The following is a 13,757-nucleotide window of genomic DNA, read 5'->3' on the forward strand; positions in this document are numbered from 1 at the left end:
AATCAAACAGCTCTTCACATGTCGAACACAAGAGCCACACAGACTTTGGCCGAATCGCAGACGCCCCAGCGAGGACATACATACACAAGGCCCTACGGGATCGTGCTCACTCGTGTCAGAACGGAGACAAGCCCTCGCAGCGGATCCCACACTGCTTGCAGCAGGCGAGGGCTGCAGCGGCACCGCTGCCCGGTGGGACGGTGAACGACAAGTCCTGCCCGCCCGACACCACGATCCTGTCGTCGGGTTCTTCGCGGGGTGGCCTCTCCCGGACGTGCACCGCCACAAAGAACCGGTCACCCAGTCCTGCCCGGAGTTGCGGCCGTCTCACTTGGTGCGGCCGGACATCACTCCTACAGTGACGGCAGACGCAGCCCTACCCGAGGAATGACAGACGCACCTGCCGGTTCGCGTTGTCGCGATTCGTGTCCACCAGGCACACCGACTGCCAGGTGCCGAGCTCCAGGCGGCCCGCGATCACCGGCAGGGTCGCGTGGGGCGGGACGAGGGCGGGGAGGACGTGGTCGCGGCCGTGGCCGGGGGTGCCGTGGCGGTGCTGCCAGCGGTCGTCGGCGGGGAGCAGGGTGTGCAGGGTGGCCAGCAGGTCGTCGTCGCTGCCGGCCCCGGTCTCCAGTACGGCGATCCCGGCCGTCGCGTGGGGGACGAAGATGTTGAGCAGCCCGTCGCGGCCGGCGGCGGCGCGGGAGAGGAACTGCTGGCAGTCGTGGGTGAGGTCGGTGACCGTCTCCGTGCTCCCGGTGGTGAGGTGCAGGACGTGCGTGGTGAAGGAATCAGGCATGGCGCCATCTTCCCGCCACGGGCCTCCGGACGGCGAGTGGAGGTCGGCGGCCCCGGCGGCCCGTCGGCCTCTACCTGCCCGGGAGCGGGAAAAGGGATCGCGGGGGAAGAGGACGCATGCTTCCGCAGTTGGTAGAAGCGTGAACGATTCCGGGACGGTGCGGGCGACGGACGTGGTGGTGATCGGTGCGGGGCAGGCCGGACTGGCCGCCGCCCATCATCTGGCGCGGGTCGGCATGGAGCCGGACCGTGATTTCGTGGTGCTCGACCACGCGCCGCGCCCGGGTGGCGCATGGCAGTTCCGCTGGCCTTCGCTGACGTACGGCAAGGTGCACGGGATGCACTCGCTGCCGGGCATGGAACTGACCGGCGCCGACCCGGATCTGCCCTCCGCCGAGGTGATCGGCGCGTACTTCGACACGTACGAGCGGCGCTTCGACCTCCGGGTGCACCGGCCGGTAGACGTGACGGCGGTCCGGGAGGGAGGCGGGGAGCAAAAGGGGCGGCTGGTGGTCGAGACGACCGAGGGGGCGTACGCGACGCGGGCGTTGATCAACGCGACCGGCACCTGGGACCGGCCGTTCTGGCCTCGCTACCCGGGGCAGGAGACCTTCCTCGGGCGGCAGCTCCACACGGCCGGCTACCCGGGGCCGGAAGCTTTCGCGGGGCTTCGGGTGGTGGTGGTCGGTGGCGGGGCTTCCGGTACGCAGCATCTGATGGAGATCGCCGATGTCGCGGCGGCCACGTACTGGGTGACCCGGCGCGAGCCCGTTTTCCGCGAGGGACCGTTCGGGCCCGAACAAGGTCGTGCCGCCGTCGCGTTGGTGGAGGAGCGGGTGCGGCAAGGGCTGGCGCCCGGGAGCGTGGTGAGCGTGACCGGGCTGCCTCTCAACGACGCGGTCCGCGACGCGCGGGCGCGGGGGATTCTCGACCGGCTGCCGATGTTCGACCGGATCACCCCGACCGGGGTGGCCTGGGACCGCCCCCGGGACGGCGGGCGAAGCACCGAGGTCGACGCCGACGTGATTCTCTGGGCGACCGGATTCCGGCCCGCCGTCGACCACTTGGCACCGCTGAAGCTGCGGGAGCCCGGTGGCGGCATCCGGGTGGAGAACACCCGCGCGGTACGGGACGGGCGCGTCCACCTCGTCGGCTACGGCCCCTCCGCGAGCACCGTCGGGGCCAACCGCGCCGGTCGCGCCGCGGTGCGTTCGGTCGTGCGACTGCTGGCGGGGACCCCCGCCGCGGCGCCCGTCGCGGCCTGCTCCCCGGCCCCCGTCTGAACCGCCCGGACCGCGCGCACCGCACGAACGGTCCGGACCGGGCGCACCGCAAGGCCGCAACGAACCGCCCGGACCGCCCGCCGCCCGTCGTCATCCGGCGGGTGCGGCGCTCTCCCGGTTCCGGTTGAACTCGGCGACGTTCCGCGTATGCGCTTGGTAGCTCTCGGTGAAGCGGGTGTCCCCCGGTCCGACCGTGACGAAGTACAGCCACGGGCCCGCGGTGGGGCCGATGGCGGCACGCATCGCCTCTTCGCCGGGGTTGCCGATCGGGGTGGGCGGCAGCCCTTTGCGCCGGTAGGTGTTGTACGGGCTGTCGATGCGGGTGTCCTCGGTGGTGGTGTCCAGCGTGGAGCGCCGCAGGGCGTAGTTGAGCGTCGAGTCCATCTGCAGGGGCATGTCCCGGTGCAGGCGGTTGTAGACGACCCGGCCCACTTTTCCCATGTCGGAGGCGGTGTCCGCCTCTGCCTGGATGACGCTGGCGAGCGTCACCGCCTGGTAGGCGGAGATGCCGTTGCGCGGCGCTCCGGCGGCGATCCGGTCGTCGCCGAACCGCTGGGAGGCCGTTTCCACCATGTAGCGGAGCAGGCTTCCGGGGGTCGTGTCGGAGCGGATGGGATAGGTGGCCGGAAAGAGATACCCCTCCGGATTGCCGTGGGCGGCCGGGGGCAGCGGCAGTCGTGCCTCGGGCATCGCCTTCTCGGTGGTCCCCGGAGGGACGTCGAGCGCCTGGTCGATGGCCGTGTAGATCTGGCCCGCACGCCATCCCTCGGGGATGACCAGCGAGGAGGAGACGGCCTCCTCCATGCTCATCTCCGGGCCGTCCTCGAGGACCAGCAGCGGGGCCGCGATCGTGGCGGCGGCCACGAGAGCGCCCCCGAGGAGCAGCATCGCCTTGCCCCGCCGGGTGGGGCGCAGCCTCCGGCGGTACGGGAAAGTACCGGGCTCGTTCACCATGCGAGCACGATAACCGTACAAATGCCCCGGGTCGGTGGGATCGGCGCTCGACACCCGGTAACCCTGCGGCCGGGTGACGGGCCGCCGCAGCCCGGCGGCCCGGGGGCGTCGGGAGCCGGCGCGGACGGTCGGCTCGGCGGCCCGGCGGCCCAGGGCGCCGGTACCCGGCACGGACGGTCAGCCCGCCGCGGGTGCCAGTCGAGTGTCCCGGCGGATGAGGCCGGCGTAGCGGCCGTCGCGTGCGAGGAGTTCCTGGTGCGTGCCCCGCTCGACCGTCCGGCCACCCTCCAATACGACGATCTGGTCGGCGTCCCGGATGGTGGAGAGGCGGTGCGCGATGGTGAGCGTGGTGCGGCCTGCCGAGAGGGCGTCGATCGCCTCCTGGACGGCGTGCTCCGTACGGGTGTCGAGGGCGCTGGTCGCCTCGTCGAGCACCAGGATCGGGGGGTCGCGCAGGATCGTGCGGGCGATGGCGAGGCGCTGTTTCTCACCACCGGAGAAGCGGTAGCCGCGCTCGCCGACGAGGGTGTCGTAGCCGTCGGGGAGTGACGCGATGTGGTCGTGGATCTGCGCGGCGCGTGCCGCCGCCTCGATCTCCTCGTCGGTGGCGTCGGGCTTGGCGAAGCGGAGGTTCTCGGCGACCGAGGCATGGAAGAGGTACGTCTCCTGCGAGACCACGCCGACCGCTCTCGCGAGGGAGTCGAAGTCGAGGTCCCGTACGTCGACCCCGTCGATCGTCACGCGGCCGGCGGTGACGTCGTACAGCCGGGGCACCAGGTAGCTCAGGGTGGATTTGCCCGATCCGGTGGGACCGACCACCGCGAGGCTGCTGCCCGCCGGCACCTTCACGTCGATGTCGTCGAGGGTGGGGCCGCTCTTCTCGTCGTAGTGGAAGCCCACGTGTTCGAAGGTGACCTCTCCGCGGATGTGGTCCAGCCGCACGGGGTTCGCGGACTCGGTGATGTCGACCTCGAGGTCCAGGTACTCGAAGATGCGCTGGAAGAGCGCGAGGGAGGTCTGCATCTGGACGCCTGTGGCGAGCAGGCTCACCGCGGGCCGGAAGAGGCCCTGCTGGAGGGAGACGAAGGCGACGAGCGTGCCGATGGAGACGGCCGTACTGCCGGCGCTCAGCGTCAGACCGGCGGCCCAGTAGATGACCGCGGGCATGGCGGCCATGACGATGCCGATGGTCGACATGCGCCAGCGTCCCGCCATGTTGGAGCGGACTTCGAGGTCCACCAGCCGCTCCGACTCCTCGGCGAAACCCTTGATCAGCGAGTCGGAACGGCCCATCGTGCGGCCGAGCAGGATGCCGCTGACGGAGAGGGATTCGGTGACGGTCGCCGCCATCGCTGCCATCTGCCGCTGCCGCTGGGTGGTGATCTTCTTCCGCTCGCTTCCGACGCGGCGGCTGACCCAGACGAAGACGGGCATCAGGAGCAGGGAGACGAGGGTGAGCCGCCAGTCGAGCGCGAGCATCGCGACCACGGTGGCGACCACGGAGGTGAGGTTCGAGACCAGGGAGGTGGCGGTGGAGGTGACGGTCGCCTGCATTCCGCCGATGTCGTTGGCGATGCGTGACTGCACCTCGCCGGTGCGCGTCCTGGTGAAGAAGGCCAGGGGCATCCGCTGGAGCTGGGAGTAGACGCCGGTGCGCAGGTCGTGCATGACGCGCTGGCCGACCGTGGTGGAGATGAGGGTCTGGAGAACGCCGAAGACGCTGTTCATCACCGCGGTGGCGATCATTCCGAGCGCGAGCAGCGTGAGCAGGCCGGTGCGCCCCTGCGGTATGGCGGTGTCGAGGATCTCGCGGAGCAGGAAGGGGGAGGCTACCGACACCAGGGAGGAGGCGCCGACCAGCAGCCCGACCAGCGCGAGGCGACCGCGGTAGGGGCGGAAGAGGCGGAGGATGCGGCGCACCTCGGCGGGCGGCTGAGTGCCGTCCTTGGGTGGGGGCGTCCAGGTGGGTTCGTCGGGTTTCATGGGCTCCTTCATGGGGTGCATGGCGTGCGTCGACGTGCGGGGCGTGCGTGCGTTGGCGGGCGCGGCGTGCATGCGTGTGGCGTGCAGTGCGTGGCGTGCAGTGCGTGACGGGCGAGTGCGTGGCGTGCAGTGCGTGACGGGCGAGTGCGTGACGGGCGTGTGCGTGCATCGGGCACGGGGCACGCACGGGTGCGGCGGAGGGCGTGGAGCGAGCGAGGCGGTACGGGACCGCGAGGATCCGGGGAAGGCTCGGCGGTCCGAGCCATGAAGAGCGTACCCCATTGTTACCTATACTCACAATGAACCAGGTCCTGATATTGTTCCGTCATGGACTCCCCCGATTCCGACGGTCATCTCGCCGAACAGCTCCTGCGGCTCACCCGACGGCTCCACCGCATCCAGAGCCGCCAGCTGGAGCCGATCGGCATCACACCCGCGCAGTTCCGGCTGCTGCGCGCGGTCGCGCAGTACGACTCCCCGCCCCGGATGGCCGATCTGGCGCAGCGGCTGGACGTGGTCCCGCGCGCCGTGACCAGCCTGGTGGACGGCCTGGAGGCGGGCGGTCAGGTGCGCAGGGCGCCCGATCCGGCGAACCGGCGGGTGGTGCGCATCGAGATCACCGACACGGGGCGGTCCACTCTCGGCTCGCTGCGCGACGCGCGCCGGGCCGCCGCGGAGGAGATCCTGGCACCGTTGAGCGCCGATCAGCGCGAGGTGCTCGGCGGGCTGCTGGCCGCCCTCGTCGACGGGTTGCCGGGGCGCCGCTGCTGAGCCCTCGCGCCCGGGCGCGGGAGGACCGCGTCCGGCCGTCCGAGGGGATGCTGTGATGCCGGAATTGCCGGAGCTGCCGTTGCTGGAGCCGAAGCCGGAGGCCCTGCGCCCGGGCGGGACGCGGGGGGCGGCGCCCGACCGCGTCTCCGACCGGAGTGCGGCGGGCACCCCCGAACCCCTGCGCTCGGAGCTGATCGCGCTGCTGGGCGCGGGGAAGGTGCTCTGGAAGGTCTCCGACCTGGTGAAGTACGCCTCCGACGCCAGTCCGTACCGCTTCCTGCCCCGGGTCGTGGTGGTCGCGGAGGACGTGGACGACATCTCCGCGGTGTTGTCGTATGCGCACGGCAAGGGGCGGAACGTCGTCTTCCGTGCCGCCGGCACGAGTCTGAACGGCCAGGCCCAGGGCGAGGACATCCTCGTCGACGTGCGCCGCCACTGGTCGGGTGTGACCGTCCTGGACGGCGGTGCGCGGGCCAGGATCCGCCCCGGCACCACGATCGCGCGGGCCAACGCCACGCTCGCCCGGTACGGCAGGGTGCTCGGCCCCGACCCGGCGAGCGCGATCGCCTGCACGGTCGGCGGGGTCGTCGCCAACAACGCCTCCGGGATGACCGCGGGCACCACCCGGAACTCCTACCGGACGGTCGCCTCCCTCACTTTCGTCCTGCCGAGCGGCACGATGGTCGACACCGCCGACCCGGCCGCCGACGAGCTCCTCGCGCACGCGGAGCCGCGTCTGTGCGAGGGCCTGATGGCGCTGAAGGCGGAGATCGGGGCGGACGAGGCGCTGACCGCACGCATCCGTGCCAAGTACGAGATCAAGAACACCAACGGCTACCGCCTGGACGCGTTCCTGGACGGCGCGACGCCGGTGGAGATCCTGCGGGGGCTGATGGTCGGCTCCGAGGGGACCTTCGGTTTCCTCTCGGAGGTCGTCTTCGACACGTTGCCGCTCGACCGGCACACCTCCACGGCGCTGCTCTTCTTCCCCTCGCTCACCGCCGCTGCCGCCGCCGTGCCGTTGTTCAACGCGGCCGGCGCCCTCGCCGTGGAACTGATGGACGGCAACACCCTGCGCGCCTCGGTCAGTGTGCGGGGCGTACCGGCCGACTGGGCGGCGCTCCCCCGGGAGACGGCGGCCCTGCTGGTCGAGTTCCGGGCCCCGGACGAGGCGGCGCGGCAGGCGTACGAGCGCGCGGCGGCCGAAGTGGTGGCGGGGCTTGCCCTGGTCGCCCCGGCGGCGTCGGTCACCAACGAGTTCACCCGGGACCCGGGGACGATCAACGGGTACTGGAAGGCGCGCAAGGCGTTCGTGACCGCCGTGGGCGGCTCGCGCCCCGCCGGTACGACGTTGATCACGGAGGACTTCGCGGTCCCGCCGTCCCGGTTGGCACAGGCCTGCGAGGCACTGCTGGAGCTCCAGGCGCGCCACGGTTTCGACGCGGCGGTGGCCGGTCACGCGGCGCACGGCAACCTCCACTTCCTCCTCGCCTTCGACGCGGGGGTTCCCGCCGACGTCGAGCGGTACGCCGCGTTCATGGACGGGTTCTGCACGCTGGTGGTGGACCGGTTCGACGGTTCGCTGAAGGCCGAGCACGCCACCGGCCGCAACATCGCGCCCTTCCTGGAGCGCGAATGGGGCCCTCGGGCGACGGAGCTGATGTGGCGTACGAAGCGGCTGATCGATCCTGCCGGGGTGCTGGCACCCCGGGTGGTGCTCGACCGCGATCCCCGCGCGCATCTGCGCGGCCTGAAGACGATCCCCTCCGTGGAGGCGGTCGCCGACCCGTGCATCGAGTGCGGCTTCTGCGAGCCGACCTGCCCCAGTGGGGACCTCACCACCACGCCGCGTCAGCGGATCGTGCTGCGGCGGGAGATGCTGCGGCAGCCGGACGGTTCCCCGGTCGAGGACGCCCTGCTGGACGCGTACGGCTACGACGCGGTCGACACCTGTGCGGGCGACTCCACCTGCATGCTGGCGTGTCCCGTCGGCATCGACACCGGCGCGATGATGAAGGGCTTCCGCTCGCTGCGGCATTCGCCCCGCGAGGAGCGGATCGCGGTGCTCACCGCACGGCACTTCCGGGTGGTGGAGTCAGCCGCCCGGCTCGCCGTGGCCGTGGCGGACGGGCTCGGCGACCGGGTGCGGGACCCGCTGCTGACGGCGGTGACCCGGCTCGCCCGCAAGGCGGTCCGCCCGGACCTGGTGCCCGAGTGGCTGCCGGAGATCCCTCCGGCAGCCTCCCGCCGGCTCCCGGCCACCTCGCGCGCCGGGGCTCACGCGGTGTACTTCCCGGCGTGCGTGAACCGGATCTTCGCCGGCCCCGCCGGGGACCGTGAGCCGTCGCTCGCGCACTCCGTCGTGGCCCTCTCCTCCCGTGCGGGCAGGCCGGTGTGGATTCCGGGCGACGTGGCCGGGACCTGTTGCGCGACGATCTGGCACTCCAAGGGGTACGACGCGGCCAACGCCGTGATGGCCAACCGCGTCGTGGAGGCGGCATGGGGGTGGACCGGCGGCGGTGCTCTGCCGTTGGTGGTCGACGCCACCTCCTGCACCCTCGGCATCGCGCGGGAGGTCGTCCCCTACCTCACCGACGACAATCGTGCCCTGCACCGGGAGTTGACGGTGGTGGACTCCCTGGCCTGGGCCGCCGACGAACTGCTCCCGCGGCTCACGGTGGAGCGCAGGGCCGGTTCGGCCGTGGTGCATCCGACGTGTTCGATGGAGCATCTGGAGCTGGTGGACCGGCTGCGTACGCTCGCCGGGGCCTGCGCGGAGGAGGTGTTCCTGCCGGACGACGCGAAGTGCTGCGGGTTCGCCGGAGACCGCGGGATGCTGCACGAGGAGCTGACCGCTTCGGCGACGGCCAAGGAGGCCGCCGAGGTCGGTGCGCGTGACCACGACGTCTACGTCTCGGCGAACCGGATGTGCGAGATCGGCATGGAGCGGGCCACCGGGCACCCTTACCGTTCCGTGCTGGCGGAGCTGGAGCGGGCGACGCGCCCGTCCGGCTGACCGCCCCGGGCCTCGGGTACCGGGGCGGGGAGGCCGGCCGGCGAGCGCGCCGGGTCAGCAGCCGGAGTCGGCGATGACGTAGGTGCCCGGTGCCGTCTGCTTCAGGGTGTGGGTGACGAAGAGGTTGTACAGCCCCATGTTCTGGTTCGAGCCGTTGGCGTAGGTGTACCCGCCGCTGGTGTGGGCCCGGCCCGCCGTCACGTGGGCGTAGTTGCTGGCCGTGGTGCAGGTCGCGGTGTAGCCGGAGGTGGTGGCGGTGACCGCTGCGGAGGCAGTGCCGACCGTGCCGTCGGCGGCGACCGCGGCGACGGTGTACGTGTAGGAGGTGGCCGCCGTCAGCCCGGTGTCCGTGAAGGCGGTCGCGGTGGGCGTGCCGACCTGTGTACCGCCCCGGTGGACGCGGTACGAGGCGGCGCCCTGGACGGCGGACCAGGTCAGGGGGACCGAGGTGTCGGTGGTCGTGCCGGCCGCGAGTCCGGTGGGTGCGGGCAGCTTCTCGCCACCCTGGCCCGGGTCGGTTCCGCCGCCGCCCTGCTGGTCGAGTCCCCAGAACGTGGCCGTGTAGTAGCTGGAGCAGATGGTGTCGAGGAAGTACGCGGCGGCGGTGCCGCACTGTCCGGCGCCGGAGCCCGGGTCGACGGCGAGGCCGTGGCCCATCCCGCTGATCTGGTACAGCTGCACGGCGGGCTTCCCCGAGGCGTCGTCGTAGCTGGTCAGCGTGGTGCTGCCGGAGAGGGTCGTGGTGCTGGAGGGGGTCTGGGAGACGCCGTGGACGTTGGTCCACTGGTCGCGCAGCTCGGTCGCGTTGACCGGGTAGACGGTGTAGTCGGACGTGCCCTGCCAGATCGCGACGCGCGGCCACGGTCCCGCGTAACCGGGGTACTGGGCGCGGACCTTGTCGCCCCACTGGGCCGGGGTGAGGTTGAGACTGCCGTACTGGCAGGTGGAGGCGGCGGTCTGGCTCGTCGCGCACTGGGCGGGCAGGCCGGAGGCGATGGAGCCGCCCGCGAAGAGGTCCGGGTACGCGGCGAGCATGTTCGCCGCCATGCCGCCGCCGGCCGACAGCCCGGTGACGTACACCCGGTCCGCGTCCGAGCCGTACAGCGACTCGGCCTTGGTGACCATCTGGGCGAGGGAGGCCGCCTCGCCCTGGCCGCGCGAGGTGTCCGAGGGGCTGAACCAGGTGAAGCAGGAGAGGGAGTTGTTCGCCGAGCTGGTCTGCGGGAACACCACGGCGAAGCCGTACGCGTCGGCCAGCTTCGTCCAGCCGCTGTTGGCGTAGTAGTCGTTGGCGGTCTGGGCGCAGCCGTGCAGTGCCATCACGAGGGGCGCGCCGGGCCGCAGTTGGGCCGGTACGTAGGTGTACATCGAGAGGTTGCCCGGGTTGGAGCCGAAGCCGGTGACCGGTGTCAGGCCGCCCGCGGCGGCGGCGGGCTGGGCGAGGACGGTGGTGCCGGCTGCCGCGAGGAGCAGACCGGAGACGGCGAAGCGTCCGATCCGCCGCGCGAGGCGGCCGAGAGGGGTGGGACGGCGCACGGAGTACCTCCGGGGGTGCGCGAGCCGTCGCCGGGATGACCGGGCGATGCGGCTCTGGGCGGTCGGTGCGGCGGGCGGACCGCCGGTACCGGGGTCCCGCCCGGTGCCGGCGGGGAGGGCCCCGGAGGGCGCCGGCCGTCTGCCGAGGGGGGACGTTAGGCGCGGCGCGGGGGGCCCGACATGTGGACGCGCCCCATCCGGAACCCTGGGAAGTGTGCGCGCGGACCGTTGTCCGGGCCGGTGGCGTGTACGGGTCCTTCCACCACGGGCAGCCCGGGGTGGGCACGGCACGCCACCCGGGCGGCACGGGCACGGTCCGGCGGGGACCCATGGGACGGGACACCATGACGGAGGAGCGAACTGTGTGGGCCGCCCACGTGTGAGCAGCCGGCCGGCCTTCCTACCGTGACGCCCATGGAGAGCATTTCGAGACCCGCGGCCGGCCCCACGGCCCCACCGCCCCCGTCCGGCGACGCCGGACCGGGCGGGTCCGGCACGTCCACCGGTCCCACCCCGCCGGACGTGCCGGACGGGCGCTTCCTGACCGGCCGTACGGCACTCGTCACGGGAGCCGCGAGCGGCATCGGCCGGGCCTGCGCGGTGGCGCTGGCCTCGGCCGGGGCGCACGTTCTCGTGGTGGACATCGCCGCAGAAGGGGCCCGTGAGGTGGCCCGGCTGGTCGGCGGGACCGCGGTGACCGCCGATCTGTCCGACCCGGAGCAGGTGGACGCGCTGGCCGTCGGCACGGTGGACATCGTCGTCAACAACGCCGGTCTCCAGCACGTCGCCCCGGTGCACGAGTTCCCCCCGGACCGGTTCACGCTGATCCAACGGGTCATGCTGGAGGCCCCGTTCCGCATCCTGCGCCGCGCCCTGCCGGGCATGTACGAGCGCGGCTGGGGGCGGGTCGTCAACATCTCCTCGGTGCACGGTCTGCGGGCCAGCCCCTTCAAGTCCGCGTACGTGGCCGCCAAGCACGGCCTGGAGGGCCTGAGCAAGGTCGTCGCCCTGGAGGGTGCCCCGCACGGGGTGACGAGCAATTGCGTGAACCCCGGGTACGTGCGCACCCCGCTGGTGGAGGGCCAGATCGCCGATCAGGCCCGTGCGCACGGCATCGGGCCGGAGGAGGTGCTGGAGCGGGTGCTGCTGGAGCGCAGTGCCGTCAAGCGCCTGATCGAGCCGGAGGAGGTCGGTGCGACCGTGCTCTGGCTGTGCGGACCGTACGCCGGGTCGGTGAGCGGGGCGTCGTTGCCGATGGACGGGGCGTGGACGGCCCGTTAGGCAAAAGCCGCGGCCGGTGTCGCGGCGCGCGATCGGCCGCCGGGGAAAGGCCAGTTCACAAGGGGTGACGTGGGCGGTCCGGGCTGGCAGGGTGTGCGCATCACGGGACGCGCACCCGACCGGCGTGGCCCCACCCCGCCCCTCCCCCGCGTGCCGTACCGGTCCCGCCGCGGCCCGGTGACCGGCGGGACGGGCGGGGGTACGGCAAGGGGGAACGGCAGGGAGGCCGAGATGGACACCAGCACGGCAGCGACGGGCGCGCCACGGCCCGGAGCCGACGCCTCCCCTCCCCCGCGCCCCGGTGCCGCTCGTGCGGCGGAATCCTCGGCCGCGCCTCATCTGCGCCGGCTGCTGGAGATGCTGGCCGAGGACGCTCCCGCCGAGGCGTTGGGCGCGGTCACCGGGGAGGCCCGCGGGGCGGGGGTCGGCGGCGCCGACCTCGCGGAGACCGAGCGGGCGGTGGCCACCGCCTTGCGGGTACGCGGTTCGCTGCGCGCGCACCGCCGCCGTGAGCTCGAACTGACCGCCCTCTTCGACACGGCGGGCGACCTCGCCGCCTCCCGGGATCTCGACGAGGTGCTGAAGGCGATCGTCCGGCGGGCCAGGATGCTGCTCGGCACGGACACGGCCTATCTGACGCTGCCGGACGAGGAGGCCGGGGACACCTACATGCGGGTCACGGACGGGTCGGTGTCACCGGTCTTCCAGAACCTCCGGCTCGAACTCGGCGAAGGGCTCGGCGGTCTCGTCGCGCAGACCACCCGTCCGTACGCGACCCCGGACTACCGCACCGACGACCGGTTCCGGCACACCCGCAACATCAACGCGGGTGTGTTCGAGGAAGGTCTCGTCGCCATCCTCGGGGTGCCGCTGCTGCTCGGCTCGGTGCACGGCGAAGACCGCAAGGTGATCGGGGTGCTGTTCGCCGCCGACCGTTCCCCCCGCGCGTTCGGCCCGGACGAGGTGGCGCTGCTCTCGTCGCTGGCCGCGCACGCCGCGATCGCCATCGACACGGCGCGGGCCCTGCACGACACCCGGGCCGCGCTCGCCGAACTCGCGGAGGTGAACGCGCTGGTGCGGGCCCACTCGGCGGCCGTGCAGCGGGCCGAGGAGGCGCACGACCGGCTCACCGACCTGGTGCTGCGCGGCGGGGACGTCCGGGACGTGGCGGCCGCCGTCGCGGGTCTGCTCGACGGTGCGCTCACCGTCCACGATCCGGCGGGCCGCCCGCTCGCCGCCGTCCGGCACGACGGCGGTCCCTTCGCCGCCGACTCGATGGACGCGGGGTGGCTGGTCACCGCCGCCGAGGAGTCGCGGGCCGCGGCCCGCGCGGTGGCCCGCTCGGGGCGGTGGATCTGCGCCGTTCTGGCGGGGCAGGAGTTGCTCGCCATCATGGTGCTGCACCGGCGGGACGCGCTGGAGGACTCCGACCGGCGAATGTTCGAACGCGCAGGGGTCGTCACCGGTCTGCTCATGCTGCTGCGGCGCACTGTCGCGGAGACGGAGAACCGGGTGCGGGGGGAGCTCGTCACCGACCTGCTCACCGACGCGGGCCGCAATCCGGCGCTGCTGGCCGAGCGGGGCCGGAGGCTGGGCGTGGACCTCGACCAGCCGCGTCTGGTGCTCGTCGCCGACACGGTGCCGGAGGCCAGGGACCGGCTGGGTTCGGCCGTCGTACGCCATCTCTTCGGCTCTCCGGGCGGCAGCGCGAGCGCCGAACACGCCGGTGCGGTGGTGCTGTTGGTGACCGCCGACGAGCACCGGGCCCCGGAGCGGGCGGCGCGCGCGGCCGCCGCCCAGCTGGGCCATCTCACCGGGGCTCCGGTCACCGTGGCCGCCGCGGGTCCGGCCACGGGTCCGGCGGCCCTCGCGGCCGCCCACGCGGAGGCGGTGCGCTGTCTGCGTGCCCTGCACGTTCTGGGCCGACAGGGCGAAGGTGCATCCGCTCATCAACTTGGCTTCCTGGGCGTGCTGTTGGGAGATGCGCGGGACGTCGGCGGGTTCGTCCGCGCCACGCTCGGCCCGCTCCTCGACTACGACGCCCGGCGCGGCACCGAGCTGGTCCGCACCCTCGCCGCCTACTTCGAGGCGGGCACCAGTCTGACCCGTGCCAAGGACGCCCTGCACGTCAACAC

Annotated in this window: 9 protein-coding genes; 5 read left to right on the top strand and 4 right to left on the bottom strand. The window is 72.8% G+C overall.

Annotated features, from left to right (window positions below; all coding sequences use genetic code 11):
* Positions 1-376: 376 nt before the first annotated feature.
* Positions 377-799, bottom strand: coding sequence for a secondary thiamine-phosphate synthase enzyme YjbQ (locus OHA55_RS36355; RefSeq protein ID WP_266714783.1), 423 nt, complete (start codon positions 797-799; stop codon positions 377-379).
* 139 nt (positions 800-938) lie between these two features.
* Here OHA55_RS36355 and OHA55_RS36360 point away from each other — a divergent pair, with 139 nt between their 5' ends.
* Positions 939-2,081 carry an NAD(P)-binding domain-containing protein gene (locus OHA55_RS36360; protein ID WP_266714785.1) on the top strand — a complete coding sequence of 381 codons (1,143 nt, stop codon included), beginning with the start codon at positions 939-941 and terminating at the stop codon, positions 2,079-2,081.
* Positions 2,082-2,171: 90 nt separating this feature from the next.
* Here the strand turns inward: OHA55_RS36360 and mltG are convergent, their stop codons facing one another.
* Together mltG and OHA55_RS36370 are read right to left on the bottom strand one after the other, a co-directional pair.
* Positions 2,172-3,035: an endolytic transglycosylase MltG gene (mltG, locus tag OHA55_RS36365; RefSeq protein WP_266714787.1), complete on the bottom strand. Its 864-nt coding sequence runs from the start codon at positions 3,033-3,035 to the stop codon at positions 2,172-2,174.
* A gap of 177 nt (positions 3,036-3,212) precedes the next feature.
* Positions 3,213-5,018 carry an ABC transporter ATP-binding protein gene (locus OHA55_RS36370; RefSeq protein WP_266714789.1) on the bottom strand — a complete coding sequence of 602 codons (1,806 nt, stop codon included), beginning with the start codon at positions 5,016-5,018 and terminating at the stop codon, positions 3,213-3,215.
* A gap of 327 nt (positions 5,019-5,345) precedes the next feature.
* Here OHA55_RS36370 and OHA55_RS36375 point away from each other — a divergent pair, with 327 nt between their 5' ends.
* Positions 5,346-5,789, top strand: a complete 444-nt coding sequence (locus OHA55_RS36375) for a MarR family winged helix-turn-helix transcriptional regulator (protein WP_266714791.1) — start codon at positions 5,346-5,348, stop codon at positions 5,787-5,789.
* A gap of 73 nt (positions 5,790-5,862) precedes the next feature.
* Complete coding sequence (locus OHA55_RS36380) at positions 5,863-8,805, top strand: FAD-binding and (Fe-S)-binding domain-containing protein (RefSeq protein ID WP_266714795.1); 2,943 nt, start codon at positions 5,863-5,865, stop codon at positions 8,803-8,805.
* Between the two features lie 54 nt (positions 8,806-8,859).
* Here OHA55_RS36380 and OHA55_RS36385 read toward each other — a convergent pair whose 3' ends face one another.
* Positions 8,860-10,278: a PHB depolymerase family esterase gene (locus tag OHA55_RS36385; protein WP_266714797.1), complete on the bottom strand. Its 1,419-nt coding sequence runs from the start codon at positions 10,276-10,278 to the stop codon at positions 8,860-8,862.
* A gap of 477 nt (positions 10,279-10,755) precedes the next feature.
* On the opposite strand from OHA55_RS36385, the gene OHA55_RS36390 reads away from it, so the two are divergent.
* Both OHA55_RS36390 and OHA55_RS36395 read left to right on the top strand, forming a co-directional pair.
* Positions 10,756-11,622 (top strand): 3-hydroxybutyrate dehydrogenase, encoded by an 867-nt coding sequence (locus OHA55_RS36390; RefSeq protein ID WP_266714793.1) that lies wholly within the window; start codon positions 10,756-10,758, stop codon positions 11,620-11,622.
* A gap of 357 nt (positions 11,623-11,979) precedes the next feature.
* Positions 11,980-13,757, top strand: a 1,778-nt coding sequence (locus OHA55_RS36395) for a GAF domain-containing protein (protein ID WP_266714799.1), incomplete at its 3' end; no start/stop codon positions are given.

The sequence above is a fragment of the Streptomyces sp. NBC_00102 genome (assembly GCF_026343115.1).
In the GTDB taxonomy this organism is placed as follows: Bacteria; Actinomycetota; Actinomycetes; order Streptomycetales; family Streptomycetaceae; genus Streptomyces.

What these genes read in the sequence shown, in the direction of transcription:
- mltG (WP_266714787.1), bottom strand. Translation starts at nt 3,035, where the DNA reads ATGGTGAACGAGCCCGGTACTTTCCCGTACCGCCGGAGGCTGCGCCCC.
- OHA55_RS36355 (WP_266714783.1), bottom strand. Translation starts at nt 799, where the DNA reads ATGCCTGATTCCTTCACCACGCACGTCCTGCACCTCACCACCGGGAGC.
- OHA55_RS36390 (WP_266714793.1), top strand. Translation starts at nt 10,756, where the DNA reads ATGGAGAGCATTTCGAGACCCGCGGCCGGCCCCACGGCCCCACCGCCC.
- OHA55_RS36370 (WP_266714789.1), bottom strand. Translation starts at nt 5,018, where the DNA reads ATGAAACCCGACGAACCCACCTGGACGCCCCCACCCAAGGACGGCACT.
- OHA55_RS36375 (WP_266714791.1), top strand. Translation starts at nt 5,346, where the DNA reads ATGGACTCCCCCGATTCCGACGGTCATCTCGCCGAACAGCTCCTGCGG.